This window comes from Allobosea sp. RCC_152_1, from assembly GCF_041360765.1.
Classification (GTDB): domain Bacteria; phylum Pseudomonadota; class Alphaproteobacteria; order Rhizobiales; family Beijerinckiaceae; genus Allobosea; species Allobosea spartocytisi.
Map to the genome: position 1 here is coordinate 853,331 of NZ_JBFUPU010000002.1, position 15,665 is coordinate 868,995.

Genomic DNA, 15,665 nt, shown 5'->3' on the forward strand with positions numbered 1-15,665 from the left:
AGTGGAAACTGAGTTGACTGTGAGCAAAGACACGCAAGCAGGGACAGGGACGTCGGCGCTTCCAATCTTCTACAGAGCCCCCGTGCTCCTGCGCTTTGAAGACCATAGCGATGTGGGTCTCGAACCGTCCACCAATTTCGGGTTTGCAAGCGAGGCCGTCGCCGTTCCCCTTTGCATCGGCGCGTTTGCCCTCGCCATACGCCACTATCCGATCGTCTTCGCGACCGATGGCGTGCGCAGCTATGTTCCGGCCTATGTGCGCCGCTCCCCCTTCATCGGGACCGAGACACCCGACAAGGCGCAGCTACTGGCCATCGACCGGAAGTCAGACCGTTTTGTTGCTTGGATATCGATGCGATCGGACGCGGAAGCGCCGGTTCGACGGAGAAGGCAAGCCAACTTCGACGGCGCAGGCGGCCATGGCCTTCTGCCGCGCCTACCATGTCGATGTCGTCAACACGCTCGCGTTCGTCAGAGCGCTTGGCGAGGCGAAGCTGCCCACGCCGAACCAGTCCAGATACAGTTTCCCGATGGTGCCCAACAGATGCTGAACGGCTTCTGGGCGGTGGATGAGAAGGCATTCCGGGCGTTGCCCGCTAGAACCGACACCGACTGGTACGCGAAGGGCTGGCTCGATCTCGCCACGCTCCACCTTGCTTCGCTTCAGAGCTTTCAGGGTCTGCTCGATCTCAATGTGCAGCGCGCAAACGAACGAAAGGCGCTCGCATGATGACCAGCAAAGTCCGCTTTTTTGGAACCGGCTCGGTGGCCGCACTGACGATCGCTGCGGGCGTGACAGTGCATATGGTGGCGGGCGTCGCCGTCTCCACGCCAAGCCAGGCGGATTCGATCACCGACAGCCACGACAATCCTACCCCACAACGCTTCGAGCTCGCACAGGCCCAATCCAGTGGTCAACCGGCTGGCGGGAACACTGCGTCCGGTCTTCCCGGTGGGGCATCCTCGCTGAACGAGACCTACAAGGACTGGCGTGCCACCTGTGCGCAGCAGGGCAATCAGAAGCGTTGTGTGCTGTCGCAGGTTCAGGCGCAGCAGAACGGTCAGCGGGTGCTCGCCATCGAGCTCAACGCGCCGAACGGCAACACCATGTCAGGGACGCTGGTCCTGCCGTTCGGCCTTGCGCTCGATTCCGGCGTGACCTTCCAGATCGATGACAAGCCTGCGATGCAGCCGCTGCGCTTCCGCACTTGCGTGCCGGCTGGTTGCCTCGTTTCAGTGACCTTCGAGGCCCCAACGCTGGTCGCGCTGCGCGCGGGCACGGCGCTGAAGGTGAGAGCTGTCGCCGATGGTGGTGGCGCCACGCCATTTTCGATCTCGTTGCAAGGCTTCGCTACCGCCCTCGACCGCATGGCGGTGCTGTCGCACTGAATTCGGAGCTGATTGATCCGCCCGTACCGGTGAACAGCGCAGGCAATTCGCCGGCGGATTGAGGGGACGCTACGCTGTACGACATCCACCATGGTCGGGCGGGTTCCGGAAACGAAGCAGATGTCGCACGGAGCCGTGAATGGGGCGTGGGAAGCGTCGTTCTGACGCTAGGCCCCTGAGAGTGGGCTGTGGCGGATAGGCTCAGGACAACTGCTCATTGACGCGGCTGTTGGGATGCCTGTTGACGAAAGGATTGAGCAGCAGCCGGCCAAACATAGTGAGGGGGCTAGCTGCCCACTTACCGACGCTCAATCCTCCGAAACGTGTTGGATGTCCGGTTCTGGGCATACACTCAATGTCTGGTCATGGCGCTTCTCGGCGGAACGAATCCCGCTTGCATTAAGCGGCAATCTTCTGCGTTTAGCGGTCAGCAGTGGCGGCCAGCGGCTTTTCGGACATCTCGGTCGTGATCGCCTCATCGATCGGCGTCTCATAGGTCATCAGCATGTAGCCGAGCACCGAATAGAAGCCGACCGTCGCGAGCAGGTCGAACACCGCCTCGCGCCCGATCGCCGCGGCGAGCTCCGCTTCGAGCGATAGCGACAGGCGCTTGTCGTCGAAGAGCGCATCGACCGCGCGTACGATCAGCCCGTCCTCGCCTTCCGGCTGGCCCCGCAGCGCCGCGATGCGGGCATCGCTCATGCCGAGCGCCCGCGCCCTGCTGACATGATGCGCCCATTCATAGGGCGAGCCCATGCGATGCGCCGCGCGCAGGATCACCACCTCCGAACGCACCGGCCCGAGCGCGCTGTCCTTGACGATATGCTGGCGCAAGGGCGCCCAGGCCTTCAGCAAGGCCGGATGATGCGCCATCGTCCGGTAAACATTGAGCGCGCCGGCAAAGCCGGTCTTCATCTCGGCGATGGCTTCGGGCCAGTCGGCATCGCTGATCGGCGGACAGGGAGAGGTCGTCATCGGAGGTCTCGCGAGGCTCAGGGCGTGAGGTACTTGGCGTAGAGGGCCGGCACGCGATCAGCCCAGATGCCGGTGAAGCTGCGATAGCGCGCGACCTCGGCGAGGTCGATCTCGACCCGCAGCACGTCCTCGCGATCATGATCGAGCGTGCCGAGCACGCGGCCATCCGGCGCCACCGCGCAGGAGCGGCCGAAGAAGCGCTGCCCGCCGCGGCTGCCGCTGCGGTTGCAGCTCAGGAAGAAGACGCCGTTCTCGGTCGCCCGCGTATAGGCGCGGTGGATGAAGAGCCCCTCGTCGGTCACCGGCGCATTCTCCGCCCCGAACGAAGCCCAGACCGAGGTCACGATGCTCGCGCCCTGAAGCGCGAGGATGCGGGTGATCTCGGGGAAGCGGATATCGTAGCAGACCTGCATGCCGAGCCGCGTGCCGAAGACCGGGTAGGTGTCGATGCTGTCGCCGCCGCTGAAGAACAGCTTCTCGTTCTGCCACTGGTGAATCTTGGTGTAGTCGCCGAGCACGCCCTCCGGGCCGATCAAGAGCGAGGCATTGCGCATCACGCCGGCGCGCAGGCGATCGCGCAGGCCGAGGCCGATGACGATATGTACGCGGTGCCGCGCGGCGAGTGCGACGAGCGCCCTCACCTCCTCGCCATCCGGCGCGGCGCAGGCCTCGTAGAGCGCCGCTCCGAAATGAGGGACGTCGCTGACGAGCGCCCCGCCCGGCACCAGTGGCTCGACATAGCCGGTGTTGGCGAGTTCGGGGAACAGGATGAGCTGGGCGCCTTTCGCCGCCTCGGCCGCGACGAAGTCGTGGATGCGGCGGAAGTTCTCGGCCGGCGCCAGAGACTGGACGTCGAGCTGGACGAGGCTGGCGGAAATCATGCGTCGGCTCCGGCGATGCGGCGCCCGGTGGCGAAATCCCAGTCTCGCCCCGGCGCCGCGTTGATCAAGGCCCGTGTATACTCATGGCGCGGCCGCGCCAGCACTTCGGCGGCCGGCCCGTCCTCGACGACGCGGCCGCGCTGCATCACCATCACCTCGTCGCAGATCTGGGCGGCGACGCGCAGGTCATGGGTGATGAACAGCACGGCGAGATTGCGCCGCTCCTGGATCTCCGCCAGCAGCGCGAGCACCTGCGCCTGCACGGAGACGTCGAGGGCAGAGACGGCCTCGTCCGCGACGATCACCTCGGGCTCCATCATCAGGGCGCGCGCGATGGCGATGCGCTGGCGTTGGCCGCCGGAGAACTGATGGGGAAAGCGTTCGAGGCTTGTGCCAGGCAGGCCGACCACCTCGAGCAATTCGCCCGCGCGCTTCAGCGCAGAGCCCCGCTCCTCGCCGAGATTGAGCGGCCCCTCGATCAGGCTCTCACCGATGCGCAGGCGCGGATTGAGCGAGCGATTGGGGTCCTGGAACACCATCTGCACGCGCCGACGCGCCGGGGCCAGCGCCTTCTGGCCCTGGAGCGGGGCGATGTCCTGGCCGTTGACCCGGATCTCGCCGCCGGTCGGATGTTCCAGGCGCATCAGGCAGCGCGCGACCGTCGACTTGCCCGAGCCGCTTTCGCCGACGATGCCGAGCGTGCGCCCACGCTCCAGCCTGAAGCTGACATCGTTCACGGCGCGGACAGTGCGGATATCCCGCCCCATCAGCTTCCCAAGCAGAGAACCGAAGCTGAAGGTCTTTTCGAGATTGCGGATCTCGACCACGGCCTCGGCCTGCTTCGCCGCAGCACGAGGAGCGCGAGGCACCAGCGATGGCACGGCCTGCAGCAGGTCGCGCGTGTAATCCTCGCGCGGCCGGCTGAGCACCTGCTCGACCGGGCCGGTCTCGACGATCTCGCCGCGGCGCATGACACAGACCCGGTCGGCGATGTCGACGACCACGCCCATGTCATGGGTGATGAACAGGACGGCGGTGTTCTGCTTGTCCTGCAACTCGCGGATCAGGCTGAGAATCTGCTTCTGCGTGGTGACGTCGAGCGCGGTGGTCGGCTCGTCGGCGATCAGGAGCTTCGGCTTCAAGGCGAGCGCCATCGCGATCATCACGCGCTGGCGCTGTCCGCCCGAGAGCTGGTGCGGATAGCTGTCATAGATCCGCGCCGGATCGGGCAGATGCACGGCCTCGAAGGCGGCGAGCGCAGCTTCCTTGCGTTCCTTAAGACGCATTGCCGTGTGCGCCCAGTAGACCTCGTCCATCTGGAGGCCGATGGTCAGCACCGGGTTCAGCGCGGTCATCGGCTCCTGGAAGATCATCGCCATCTCGGCGCCGCGCAGCGCCTTGGTGCGGGACGGCGTCACTGTGAGGATGTCCTCGCCGTTGAGGCGCACCGTGCCGCCCGTCGCCCGCAATTCGTCGCGCGGCAGCAGGTCCATCGTCACCAGCGAGGTCACCGATTTGCCGGAGCCGGATTCGCCGACGAGGCAGAGCGTCTCGCCCGGCATGATGTCGAAGCTGATGCCCTTCAGAATCTCGCTGGGCTCGCGGCCGCGCGTCGCGACCTTGAGGTCGCGGATCGAGAGCACCGGCTGGCTGGAGGATGTCGTCGTCACGGGGCTCTCCCCTGCATCTTCGGGTCGAGCCGGTCGCGCAGCGCGTCGCCCAGCAGGTTGATCGACAGGATGCAGGCCGACAGCACGATCGCCGGCCAGAACACCAGCCAGTGGTTGATCGCGAAATAGAGCCGCCCCTCGGCCATGATGTTGCCCCAGCTCGGGATCTCCGTGCCGATGCCGACGCCGAGGAAGGACAAAGCCGCCTCCGTCAGGATGGCGGAGGCATACATATAGGTCCCCTGCACGATCAGCGGGGCGATCGTCGTCGGCAGCAGATGCTTCCAGATCAGCTTGGCAGGCGGCGTGCCGAGCAGCATCGCCGCATCGACATAGGTCTCCTCGCGGGCGGCGATGACGCGCGCGCGGACCAGCCGGACGACCTGAGGAATCGCCGGGATCATGATCGCGATGATGACGGTGGTGAGCCCGCCACGGACCAGCGCGACGATGGCGATGGCGAGCAGGATGCCGGGGATCGCCATCAGCCCGTCCATCATCCGCATCAGCACGCCGTCGACGCTGCGGTACCAGCCAGCGATCAGACCGAGCGGAAGGCCGATCACGATGGCGCCGATGGCGACGCCGGCCCCCACCAGCAGCGAGACCCGCGCGCCATAGACCACGCGCGAAAAGAGGTCGCGGCCGAAGCTGTCGGTGCCCAGCCAATAGAGGTTCGAGGAAGGCTTGAGCCGCATCGCCGCGTTGAGCTTGGTCGGCTCGAAATTCGCGATGAACGGCGCGAAGACAGCCATCGCAACGACGATGATGAGGACGAGAATGGCGAGCACCGTCGTCCAGTGCGGCGGGTTTCTGAGCAGGCGGCGGCGCGGGAGGCCGCCTTGCGCGGGGTTCGATGCGGCGCTCATTGGTAGCGGATCCTCGGGTCGCTCAGCGCGTAGGAGAGATCGATCAGCAGGTTGATCAGCACATAGGTTCCGGCCGTCAGCAGGATGATCGCCTGGATCAGCGGGTAGTCGCGGGCGAGCACGCCGTCGACGACCAGCCGTCCGAGACCGGGGATGTTGAAGACCGTCTCGGTGACGACGACGCCGGAGACCATCATGGCGAAGCCGGTTCCGACCACGGTGAGGATCGGGATTGCGGCGTTGCGCAGGGCGTGGCGGAACAGGACGATGCGCTCGCCCAACCCTTTCGCCCGCGCCGTGCGGACATAATCCTCGCGCAGCACTTCCAGCATCGAGGCTCGCGTCATCCGCGAGACCAGCGCGATGTAGAAGAAGGAAAGTGCCAGCCCCGGCAGCAGGATGCGGTGGAGGAACTGGCCGAAGCCCTCGGCGAGCGGCTTGTAGCCCTGCACCGGGAACCATTTCAGGTCCACCGCGAAGACCGCGATCAGCACATAGCCGATCACGAAGATCGGGACGGAGAAGCCGACGACCGAGAGCGCCATGACGAAGCGGTCGACCATGCCGCCATGGCGCCAGGCGGCGAGCACGCCGAGCGGCAGCGAGATGACGACCGTGAAGATCATCGCCATGACCGCGAGCGCCAGCGTCGGGCCGATGCGCTGGCCGATCATCTCCAGAACCGGGCGCTGCGAGATCAGCGAGTGCCCGAAATCGCCCTGCGCCATGCCGCCAAGCCAGGTGGCGAACTGGCCGGCGAGCGGCTTGTCGAGGCCGAGATTCTCACGGATCGCGACCAGCTGGGCCGGCGTCGCCTGATCGCCGGCAATGGCCTGGGCCGGGTCGCCCGGGGTCAGCCGCAGCAGCAGGAAGACGAACAGCGCCACGAAGAACATGACGGGGATCGCCATCGCCAGCCTGCGCAGGAAGTAGGAAGCCATGTGGTGCTCCGCGCCTGGGCGCTGGCCGGACAGCCAGCGCTCGGTCAAGCCAGCCGGGCGGCGATGCCGCCCGGTTCGCGAGGTTACTTGCTCACGCCCCAGAACAGGGTGAGCGGGCCGGGCTGTAGGTTCTTCAGCTTGGCGCTCCAGGCGGCGACGGACTGGAACTCGCCGGCATTGAAATAGAAGCCCTCGTCATAGGCGATCTGCTGGATCTCGCGGGCGATTGTCTTCTGTTCGTCGAGCGTCGGCGCGGTGAGGAAGGCAGCGCGCAGTTCCTCGACGCGGGCGCTTTTCGGCCAGCCCGACCACGCCGTCTCCGCGCCCGAGCCGTCGAGCAGGGCATGCACGGTCGGGTTCCAGATGCCGGAGACGCCCCAATAGGTGAACAACATGTTCCAGCCGCCCTGTGCCACGGGTTGCGTGCTGTTCTTGCGCGACTGCAGCGTCGCCCAATCCATCGCGGCGACATCGACCTTGAAGCCGGCCTCGCGCAGGCGCTCGGCCGCGACGATGGGCTGGGTCGACAGGATCGTCAGGTCCGTCGGCTGCATCATCAGCACCGGCGTGCCGTCATAGCCGGAGGCCTTCAGCAGCTCCTTCGCCTTGGCCATGCGCTCCTTGGCGCTGCCTTTGAGATATTCCGAGCCGGCATCCGAGGCGAGCGGCACGTCGCAGCCATAGACCGAGGCGCAGAGCTTGTAATACTGGCTGTCGCCGATCGCGGTCTGCATCAGCTGCTCTTGGTCGAGCGCATACATCGCCGCCTGGCGGACCTTGGGATTGTCGAAGGGCGGCAGGCGATGATTGAAGCGGCCGGTGACCTGGCTGCCGAGCGCGTTGATGGCGCCCGTCTTGATCTCGTCATTGGCCTTGAGCAGCGGCAGCAGGTCGATCGTCACCTGCTCGATCAGGTCGACATCGCCGGACTGCAATGCATTGATCGAGGTCTGCATGTCCGGCATCGCCTTCCACACGACCTTGTCGACATTCACGGTCTTGCCGCCGGCGGTCCAGCTCATCGGCTCGGCGCGCGGCTTGTAGTCGGTGTTCTTGACATAGACGGCCTGATCGCCGGGACGATACTGGGCCGCGACGAACTTGAACGGGCCGGAGCCGACCATCTCCGTCACCTGCTGGCCGGCAGGCGTCTCGGCGAGACGCTTCGGCATCATGAAGGGCGGCACCGGCGAGGGCTTCGCCAGCAGTTCCAGCACCTGGCCGAAAGGCTTCGCCAGCTTGATGACGAGCACCTTGTCAGAGGTCGCCTCGATCGACGCGACCGAGCCCATCATCGTGCGCCCGGCGCCGTCATTCGCGGCCCAGCGCTTCAGCGAGGCGACGCAATCGGCCGCGGTCACCGGCGTGCCGTCATGCCATTTCAAGCCGTCGCGCAAGGTGAAGGTATAGGTCATCTTATCGGCTGAGACGGCGTAGTCGGCCATCTGCGGCTGCGGGTTGTACTTGGCATCCATGCCGAGCAGCGTGTCGAACACCATGAAGCCATGGGTGCGCACGATCTGGGCGGTGCTCAGGATCGGATCGAGCGACCTGAGCGGCGCCTGCATGACGACATTGAGCGTCGTCTCGGCAAAAGCCGGCAATGCGTGCAGGGAGCCGGCGAGCAGCGCCGCAGCCCCGAAAGTCCTGAACCGAAACGTCATTGTTATCCCCTCGTTTTTGGTTGCTTGGATTGGCGCGTGTCGTCAGGCGGGAGCGTCGCTCCACGGATAGGCGCGTGCCGTGTCGAGCTGGCGGTACGGGATCAGCCTGACATTGGCAGGGCCCAGATCGGGCGTGTCGACCACCAGGATGCGGTCGGCCAGCGGCTCGTAGTAGTCGCGGAAATGCGTCTTCGAGCGCAGCAGGATGACGTCGTAATCTTCTGGTCGCTCGCCGAAGATGAAGAATGGGTCGCCATCGACGGCGAAGGCGAAATGCGAGACCACGGAGATCCGGACCGCGCCGATCTGGAGGAGTGCCGTCAGCCCGAGATCGACGAAGGAACCGCGCTGGTAGCGGCCGGAGACGTTGAAGGATTTCGGCCCCGACCAGAGGACGCGTGCCACTGCCTCGACCGGCCCACCAGTCTCCGGCGCCGTCTTGCCGGCGAGCGCGACCGTGATCTCGGCGCCCTCGCCCGCTGCATTGGCCTGCGCGGCCGTCGCGGGGTCGAGCAGGAAAGGCACGTTGACCCTCCCGACATCGCGGCCGAGCAAAGCCCGCAGCAGATGGGTGGAATCGTTCATCCGGTCGGCATGCTCGAGCAGCACGATCGGCCGGCCCGTCGCGGGACTGCGCTCGATATCGGCCAGGGCGTCCTCGACGCTCAGGATCGGGATAGCGTTGGCGATGGCCTTGCGCGCCGCGCGCAACCGGCCTGAGAAGGCCTGCGCCTTGGCCTCGGCCGCCTCCTGCCCGTCCCAGTCCAGGCAGATCACCGACATGCCGGTATTGGCGCTGTCGGCATAGGAGAAGCCGGCCATGATCGAGATGTCGCAATCGCCGTCCTGCTCGGCGGCCCGCGCCTCGGCGATGATCGAGGCCAGCGGTGCCAGCGCCGTCGCCGACATGATCGAGGGGATGACGACATCCGGCCGCGCCACCGCGAGACCCGGCCGACGGCCCTCGCGCAGGAATCTGAGCAGCGCGCGGGTCGCCCGCTCGCCGGTCTCGCCCATGTCGATATGCGGGGAATGGCGATAGGCGACGGCGATATCGGCGCCGCGCAGCGTCTCGCGGTCGATATTGCCGTGATAGTCGAGCGCGACGGCGATCGGCAGCGCCGGAAAGGCCGCGCGCACCGCGTCGATGACGTGCCGCTCGACATCGGCATAGCCGGGCGCCCAGCAGGCACCGTGCAGGAACAGGATGGCGCCGTCGCGCGGGCCATTCTTGCGGAGGCCCTCGACGATCTCGCCGGTGTAGTGCGCAACCGCCTCATCCGCAGTCGGCCCGAGCGCGCCGAGCAGCGTGTGGAACAGCGGCACGAACTCCGCGCCTTCCGCCTCGCAGATCTTCAGGCAGCCGCCGGGTACAGTGTTGGTACCGCGGAACCGTTCCGTCAGCTCAGCCCCGCGCACGCAGACGCGCTCGAACTCCGCCAGCTCCACGATCTGCGGAACGGCCGTGACCGATTCGAGATTGAAGCCGGCGAAGGCGATGCGGAACGCCATGGCAGCGGTCAGACCCTGACCGCCGCGTCGATCGCGCCGCCGATCCGCTCGACGATCAGATCGATTTCCTCGGGCGTGATGATATAGGGCGGCGCCAGCAGGACATGATCGCCGATCCGCCCGTCGATTGTGCCGCCCATCGGGTAGCTCATCAGGCCGCGCGCCATCGCCTCCTTCTTGATCCGGGCATGCACCTTCAGCGCCGGGGCGAAGGGCGTCTTGGTCTCCTTGTCAGCAACGATCTCGATGCCTCGGAACAGGCCGCGGCCGCGAATATCGCCGACATGGGGAGACTGGCCGAGGCGAGCGTCGAGCCCGGCCTGAAGGCGCTTGCCCATCAGGCGGACGTTTTCCAGCATCTCCGGCTGCGAGATCAGCTCGACGACCTTGTTGGCCGCCGCCGCCGCCATCGGATGGCAGATATAGGTGTGGCCGTGCTGGAACAGGCCGGAGCCTTCGGCGAAGGCGCGGTAGATCCTGTCCGAGAGCAGCACCGCGCCGATCGGCTGGTAGCCGCCCCCCAGCCCCTTGGCGATGGTGACGAGATCGGGCGAGATGCCCTCCTGCTCGCAGGCGAACATCGTGCCGGTGCGGCCCATGCCGCACATCACCTCGTCGAGGATCAGCAGCACCCCATATTTGTCGCAGATGCGGCGGATACGGGCGAAATAGTCCGCGACCGGCCCGACGGCGCCGAGCGTCGCGCCAACCACCGGCTCGGCGATGAAGGCGATGACCTCTTCCGCTCCGAGCTCGAGGATCTTGGCTTCCAGCTCGTCGGCGAGGCGAGCGGCATAGGCCTCGGGCGTCTCGCCGGCCTTCTGGCCACGATAGGCGTAGCAGGGCGAGACATGGTGTGTCTGCGGCAGGATCGGCTGGAACTGCGCCCGCCGCCAGGCATTGCCGCCGGCGGCAAGCGCGCCCAGCGTATTGCCGTGATAGCTCTGCCGGCGCGCGATGAAATGGCGGCGCTGTGGCTGGCCGATCTCGACGAAATACTGCCGCGCCATCTTCATGGCGGCCTCGACGGCCTCGGAGCCGCCGGAGACGAGATAGACGTAATCGAGCCCCTCCGGCGCCAGCCCGACCAGGCGCTCGGCCAGCTCCTCGGCGACATCGGTGGTGAAGAAGGAAGTATGGGCGTAGGCGATGCGGTCCATCTGCGCGCGCATCGCCGCCATGACCTCGGGATGGCCGTGGCCAAGACAGGAGACGGCGGCGCCGCCCGATCCGTCGATATAGCTGCGGCCATCCGCGTCGGTGATCGTGACGCCCTGCCCCGCAACCGCTTGCGGCAACCGGCCGCCGATCGAGCGATGGAGAATCCTGGTCATCTCAAGCTTCCCGGATTGGCGCGGACAGGCCGCCGCGACGCGCAGCCTCATGACACGCCTCATCGAGTGATGCAACATTTGTTTTATATGATACAAATCGGAAACGATTGACGCTAAAACTGTCGCGACGGAACAGTCCGGCGCAACGCCCTCAAAGGCTGAGGGAAAGCCGAGAAACCGTTTGAAATCCGACCGGCGCGCGGGAATGGTCGCGACGGGGCAAAGAGGGTGCGATTCAAATGTTGCAGGCGGATCCCTTGCGCGAGCGCATCGTCAGCCTCTTCGACGGCATGTCCCCGCAATTGCAGCAGGCGGCGCGTTACATCATCGAGCATCCGCAGGAGGTGGCGCTGGTCTCGATGCGCGAGCTGGCGCGCAATGCCGGTGTGCAGCCCTCGACGATGACGCGGCTCGCGAAGTTCCTGGGCCTCGCCGGCTATGACGATATCCGCGCCCATCATGCCGAGGCGATCCGCTTCCGCGTCGACGGCTTCGCGGCGCGCGCGATGAAGACCGACGAGAGCGAGCAGGACATGGCCGCAGCGCAATTGTCGCGGCGCATGCTGCAGGGGCTCGCCGCCCAGATCGCGCGCCTGTCGGAACCGGCCTCGCTGGAACGTCTCTCGGCGGCGGCCGACCGGCTGGCGCAGGCGCGTCGGATCTATGTGCTGGGCCTGCGCTCCTGCCATTCGGTCGCCTGGCATTTCCACTATGTGATGGCGCTGCTCGGGGAGAAGACGATCCATCTCGACGGGCCGGCCGACACGGTGGGCGACGGGTTGATCCGCGCCGGCGCCGAGGACGTGCTGCTCGCCATCTCGATCAATCCTTACGCGCGCCACAGCCTGGAGCTCGCCGAGCTCGCTCGCGAAAAGGGGCTCGGCATCATCGCGATCACCGACAGCGAGGTTTCGCCGCTGGTCGGCATCGCCGATCAGGCCATCCTCTGCTCCACCGAGAGCCAGAGCTTCTTCCACACGCTGGCGCCGGCGCTGGCGATCTCCGAGGTGCTCTGCGGATTACTGGCCAACAAGGATCGCAATGCGGCGCTCGCTGCGCTCCATCGCGCCGACCGCCACCTGCTCTCGCTGAACACCTATGCGACCGCCATTCCTCGCAGAAAAATCTAGTTTTTTGGGGCGAGCGCGCCGCTAAATCTTGAAACGATCTGGCAAGATCGGTTCGAGAGCTGGAAAGAGGACCTCTGCCACGAACCTTCCCAGGGCAGCGCGGCTCATCCTCAAGCCTTCATTGTTACCGATTGGTGATGTCCGCTTCCAGGCAAAAGCCCAATGTCTGCAATTGGCGCTGCGCGGAAGCGGGGATCTCTTTCGAGAAAGCACTTGAGGCAACTGTCGGTGGTTTCAGGCCCGGCAACCAAATTTACATAATTGTGCAAACCCCGTTTCCCCACGAGACGGGGCTTTCGTTTGTTGGGAACACCGCGCCAGAATCCGCGCCAATCACCGCGAAGCTCCAGCGATAGGCCCTCCGCTGGCATAGGAAGCGGGCCCTGGGGTCTCATAGCCCCAGTCTCTCAGAAGTTGGCACCTCCGGCGAACCCAGGGCGGCTCAATTCCGGCCTCGGCTTCTTCCAATGGACCGGCGGAAAGAAAAACCGACTCCGCACATCCTCTCTGCGGCCGGTGGCGATTCGCCGGCATCTGCTGGCCTATCCAACTCCTCGCCGATCACGCACTGCGCTTCTTGCGGTCATCCTTGCGCTTCTCTGGCTCGGCCGCTGCCTTCGTCGACCGGACGAGGGTCGCGATCGCCAAGGGCGGCTTGCCCGACTTCTCGGAGATGATCTGGTCCTGCTCCAGGATTGCCGCCTTGGCCGGCTCATCGCCATCGAGCCCCCCGAGCAGCGCTGTCGGAACGCGTCGGTTGGAGGTTCTCGACCCATCCTCATAGATGACATCGAACATCGTGAACTCGGTATCGAGAGCTTTGGATTTCGTACGCTTGGCCATTCCCGCTTCCTAAATGTTGTCCCATTTGGCGCCGAAGCGCATTCCGCGCCGGCCTGAGGAGAGCTGCTGCATGCGTCGTTCGGCGTGCTGAAAAAGAACGAGGACGCGGTCGGCGCGCACGCATGATGATTGCGTCAACCTTTGCGGGCTTTCGCCCACTTTCCCAGCGCAAGCCGGGAACGGATCAGGTCAGGCGCGGTGATATCGATGGTCTCAATCCCTTGGCGGGATGATGGCGGACAGGGAGGGATTTGAACCCCCGATACCCTTGCAGGTATGCCGCATTTCGAGTGCGGTGCATTCAACCACTCTGCCACCTGTCCGCGGTCGCTATCGGTCGAAGCGAGGCGCTTACTACACAAGCCACGCCCGAGGGGCAAGCCTCCCGGGCGGGAGAAATCGACCGTCCCCCGCCGCTTTCGCTTGACCTTCGCGGAGAGCCCGACTATCGAGCACCGTCCGGCGTGGGGAAACCCGCGCCCGATCTCTTTTGGCATGTGCGCTGCGTCGCATGCCGGCAAGAGCAAACCAGACCACGCAATCGACTGCCAAAAAGCCGTCCCGCATGCGCTTCCAGTCCGGAGGCCGTGACAGGGCGGGGCCGAACATGGAGGACAAAATGTTCGCAGTCATCAAGACCGGCGGGAAGCAGTTCCGCGTCGCCGCCAACGACAAGATCACCGCTGCCAAGATCGAGGGCAACCCGGGCGACACCGTCGCTTTCGGCTCCGTGCTGATGCTCACCGAAGGTGAGAAGACCACGCTCGACGCCAAGGCCCTCTCCGAGATCACCGTCGTCGGTGAGATCGTCGAGCAGGCCCGTGGCGAGAAGGTCATCGCCTTCAAGAAGCGCCGCCGCCAGAACTCGAAGCGCAAGCGCGGCTTCCGCGCCGAGCTGACCGTCATCCGCATCACCGACATCCTCACCGGCGGCAAGCAGCCGGAGATGAAGAAGGGCGATGCCGCCGCCGCTGCTCCGGTCGCCGCCAAGGCGAAGGCTGCTCCGAAGGCCGCCAAGGCCGAGGCCGGCGAGGATGCCGAGAAGCCGAAGAAGGCCGCGGCCAAGAAGGCCCCTGCCAAGAAGGCCAAGGACGAGGCGTCCGAGGCCTGAGACCGGGTTTCCCGGCGTCGATATCCACGCCGGATCGCCATCGCCGAAGGCTTACGTCCTCGGCCTGTCGCTCCTGACAGAATGGTGCTCCGGCATTTCGTATCCGAACCGGGTGGCTTTCGCCGCCGATTCGGGTTAGAGAGACACGAGAAGTTTTGAGGTAGGGCGTTATGGCTCACAAAAAGGCAGGCGGCTCGTCGCGTAACGGCCGCGATTCCGAAAGCAAGCGACTCGGCGTGAAGCGCTTCGGCGATCAGGCCGTCGTTGCCGGCAACATCATTATTCGTCAGCGCGGCACCAAGTGGCATGCCGGCGCGAACGTTGGCATGGGCAAAGACCATACCCTCTTTGCGACGACGAATGGCCGCGTCCGATTCACGACGAAACTCGGCCGAGCTTTCGTGAACGTAGTCCCGGCCCAAGAGGCCGCAGAGTAAAAGGCGGATAGGGAATTCTCTCGATCCGCCGGTTCCATCGAACCGAACGGATCAAGGGTTGAAGGCCCGAAATGGGTCTCCCGAAGGTCAGCGAAGGGGAGATGGGACCGAAGTCCCAGCTCCCTTTTTTCGTTTGCGCCGACGGAGAGACGAGAATGTTCCCCGAACTGACCCGCGACGACGTCTTCCGGCTCGAGACCCGCCGTCTCTGGCTGCGCTGGCCGCGTATGGCGGACGCCGCCGCCATCCTGCGCCAGGCCGGTGAGAAGGCCGTGGCGGAGATGACGGCCAATATCCCGCATCCCTACCCGCCCGAGGCGGTCGAGCCCTTCATCTTCGCGATGCGCAAGGGCAATGCGCTGGGCGAGCACCTCGTGCTGGCGGTCACCCCGCGCGCGAAGCCCAACGAATTGATCGGCATGATCGGCGCGCACCGGCAGGCCTCGGGCACGCCCTTCATCGGCTACTGGCTCGGCACCCAGCATTGGGGCAAGGGCTACGCGACGGAGGCGGTGCAGGGGCTGATCGACACCTTGTTCTCGCTGGTCGACGTGCCGGCGATCGAGGCCGATACCCGCGTCATCAATCCGGCTTCGCGGCGGGTGCTGGAGAAGTCCGGCTTCCGGCCGGAGGGCTCCTTCCTCAAGTCGCTGCCGGCGCGGGGCGGGCTGTTCCCTTGCGAGCAGTTCCGGCTCGACCGCTCGACCTGGGCGGCGCTGAAGAGCTGGGGCGCCACCGGCTGGGCCCATGCGCCCGAGCTCGAGGCCAGGACATCCGCCGATACGGAGCCGGAGCTTCCGGCACGGCTCCAGCAGTCGCAGAGCGAGACCTGTGCGGCCTGAGCGCGCCGGAGCCTGAAAAAGAACACGCCCGGCTCAAGGCCGGGCGTGCCGCAGATGGAAGCGTGAT

At 65.8% G+C, this 15,665-nt stretch carries 15 protein-coding genes and 1 tRNA gene; 6 read left to right on the forward strand and 10 right to left on the reverse strand.

The window, feature by feature from the left end:
• Positions 1-82 precede the first annotated feature (82 nt).
• Complete coding sequence (locus AB6806_RS10465) at positions 83-730, forward strand: SapC family protein (protein WP_142022042.1); 648 nt, start codon at positions 83-85, stop codon at positions 728-730.
• Positions 727-1,389 carry an invasion associated locus B family protein gene (locus tag AB6806_RS10470; protein ID WP_370954564.1) on the forward strand — a complete coding sequence of 221 codons (663 nt, stop codon included), beginning with the start codon at positions 727-729 and terminating at the stop codon, positions 1,387-1,389. The genes AB6806_RS10465 and AB6806_RS10470 overlap by 4 nt, the downstream gene beginning before the upstream one ends.
• A 420-nt stretch (positions 1,390-1,809) precedes the next feature.
• On the opposite strand, the gene AB6806_RS10475 is transcribed toward AB6806_RS10470, so the two are convergent.
• From AB6806_RS10475 to AB6806_RS10510, 8 genes are all read right to left on the reverse strand, one after another.
• Positions 1,810-2,364, reverse strand: coding sequence for a carboxymuconolactone decarboxylase family protein (locus AB6806_RS10475; protein ID WP_142022043.1), 555 nt, complete (start codon positions 2,362-2,364; stop codon positions 1,810-1,812).
• 17 nt (positions 2,365-2,381) lie between these two features.
• A complete protein-coding gene (locus AB6806_RS10480) occupies positions 2,382-3,245 on the reverse strand; it encodes a carbon-nitrogen hydrolase family protein (protein WP_142022044.1) in 864 nt (287 codons plus the stop codon).
• Positions 3,242-4,915, reverse strand: coding sequence for an ABC transporter ATP-binding protein (locus AB6806_RS10485; protein WP_370954565.1), 1,674 nt, complete (start codon positions 4,913-4,915; stop codon positions 3,242-3,244). Before AB6806_RS10485 ends, AB6806_RS10480 begins: the two co-directional genes overlap by 4 nt.
• Entirely contained in the window at positions 4,912-5,784 is an 873-nt protein-coding gene (locus tag AB6806_RS10490) for an ABC transporter permease (RefSeq protein WP_038362130.1), read from the reverse strand. The genes AB6806_RS10485 and AB6806_RS10490 overlap by 4 nt, the downstream gene beginning before the upstream one ends.
• Positions 5,781-6,725, reverse strand: a complete 945-nt coding sequence (locus AB6806_RS10495; RefSeq protein ID WP_370954566.1) for an ABC transporter permease — start codon at positions 6,723-6,725, stop codon at positions 5,781-5,783. The genes AB6806_RS10490 and AB6806_RS10495 overlap by 4 nt, the downstream gene beginning before the upstream one ends.
• 83 nt (positions 6,726-6,808) lie before the next feature.
• The gene (locus AB6806_RS10500; protein ID WP_038362126.1) at positions 6,809-8,389 is read right to left on the reverse strand and encodes an ABC transporter substrate-binding protein; all 1,581 of its coding nucleotides are present in this window, start codon (positions 8,387-8,389) and stop codon (positions 6,809-6,811) included.
• Between the two features lie 42 nt (positions 8,390-8,431).
• Complete coding sequence (locus AB6806_RS10505; RefSeq protein WP_370954567.1) at positions 8,432-9,901, reverse strand: M81 family metallopeptidase; 1,470 nt, start codon at positions 9,899-9,901, stop codon at positions 8,432-8,434.
• An 8-nt stretch (positions 9,902-9,909) separates the two neighbouring features.
• Positions 9,910-11,235, reverse strand: coding sequence for an aspartate aminotransferase family protein (locus AB6806_RS10510; RefSeq protein ID WP_370954568.1), 1,326 nt, complete (start codon positions 11,233-11,235; stop codon positions 9,910-9,912).
• Between the two features lie 239 nt (positions 11,236-11,474).
• Here AB6806_RS10510 and AB6806_RS10515 point away from each other — a divergent pair, with 239 nt between their 5' ends.
• Positions 11,475-12,365: a MurR/RpiR family transcriptional regulator gene (locus AB6806_RS10515; RefSeq protein WP_038362122.1), complete on the forward strand. Its 891-nt coding sequence runs from the start codon at positions 11,475-11,477 to the stop codon at positions 12,363-12,365.
• A gap of 561 nt (positions 12,366-12,926) precedes the next feature.
• On the opposite strand, the gene AB6806_RS10520 is transcribed toward AB6806_RS10515, so the two are convergent.
• Complete coding sequence (locus AB6806_RS10520) at positions 12,927-13,208, reverse strand: hypothetical protein (RefSeq protein WP_113254946.1); 282 nt, start codon at positions 13,206-13,208, stop codon at positions 12,927-12,929.
• 233 nt (positions 13,209-13,441) lie between these two features.
• Positions 13,442-13,531: transfer RNA gene (locus AB6806_RS10525), tRNA-Ser, on the reverse strand.
• Positions 13,532-13,827: 296 nt separating this feature from the next.
• On the opposite strand from AB6806_RS10525, the gene rplU reads away from it, so the two are divergent.
• The 3 genes from rplU (at position 13,828) to AB6806_RS10540 (ending at position 15,598) form a co-directional block, all read left to right on the forward strand.
• Positions 13,828-14,319, forward strand: coding sequence for a 50S ribosomal protein L21 (gene rplU, locus AB6806_RS10530; RefSeq protein WP_038364421.1), 492 nt, complete (start codon positions 13,828-13,830; stop codon positions 14,317-14,319).
• Positions 14,320-14,489: 170 nt separating this feature from the next.
• Entirely contained in the window at positions 14,490-14,756 is a 267-nt protein-coding gene (gene rpmA / locus AB6806_RS10535) for a 50S ribosomal protein L27 (RefSeq protein WP_038363769.1), read from the forward strand.
• A 155-nt stretch (positions 14,757-14,911) separates the two neighbouring features.
• Positions 14,912-15,598, forward strand: a complete 687-nt coding sequence (locus AB6806_RS10540; RefSeq protein WP_142022049.1) for a GNAT family N-acetyltransferase — start codon at positions 14,912-14,914, stop codon at positions 15,596-15,598.
• Positions 15,599-15,665 lie beyond the last annotated feature (67 nt).

Bases quoted from the DNA above. Each gene is read 5' to 3' on its own strand.
- AB6806_RS10470 (WP_370954564.1), top strand. From the start codon at position 727: ATGATGACCAGCAAAGTCCGCTTTTTTGGAACCGGCTCGGTGGCCGCA.
- AB6806_RS10475 (WP_142022043.1), bottom strand. From the start codon at position 2,364: ATGACGACCTCTCCCTGTCCGCCGATCAGCGATGCCGACTGGCCCGAA.
- AB6806_RS10480 (WP_142022044.1), bottom strand. From the start codon at position 3,245: ATGATTTCCGCCAGCCTCGTCCAGCTCGACGTCCAGTCTCTGGCGCCG.
- AB6806_RS10490 (WP_038362130.1), bottom strand. From the start codon at position 5,784: ATGAGCGCCGCATCGAACCCCGCGCAAGGCGGCCTCCCGCGCCGCCGC.
- AB6806_RS10495 (WP_370954566.1), bottom strand. From the start codon at position 6,725: ATGGCTTCCTACTTCCTGCGCAGGCTGGCGATGGCGATCCCCGTCATG.
- AB6806_RS10500 (WP_038362126.1), bottom strand. From the start codon at position 8,389: ATGACGTTTCGGTTCAGGACTTTCGGGGCTGCGGCGCTGCTCGCCGGC.
- AB6806_RS10505 (WP_370954567.1), bottom strand. From the start codon at position 9,901: ATGGCGTTCCGCATCGCCTTCGCCGGCTTCAATCTCGAATCGGTCACG.
- AB6806_RS10510 (WP_370954568.1), bottom strand. From the start codon at position 11,235: ATGACCAGGATTCTCCATCGCTCGATCGGCGGCCGGTTGCCGCAAGCG.
- AB6806_RS10515 (WP_038362122.1), top strand. From the start codon at position 11,475: ATGTTGCAGGCGGATCCCTTGCGCGAGCGCATCGTCAGCCTCTTCGAC.
- AB6806_RS10520 (WP_113254946.1), bottom strand. From the start codon at position 13,208: ATGGCCAAGCGTACGAAATCCAAAGCTCTCGATACCGAGTTCACGATG.
- rplU (WP_038364421.1), top strand. From the start codon at position 13,828: ATGTTCGCAGTCATCAAGACCGGCGGGAAGCAGTTCCGCGTCGCCGCC.
- rpmA (WP_038363769.1), top strand. From the start codon at position 14,490: ATGGCTCACAAAAAGGCAGGCGGCTCGTCGCGTAACGGCCGCGATTCC.
- AB6806_RS10540 (WP_142022049.1), top strand. From the start codon at position 14,912: ATGTTCCCCGAACTGACCCGCGACGACGTCTTCCGGCTCGAGACCCGC.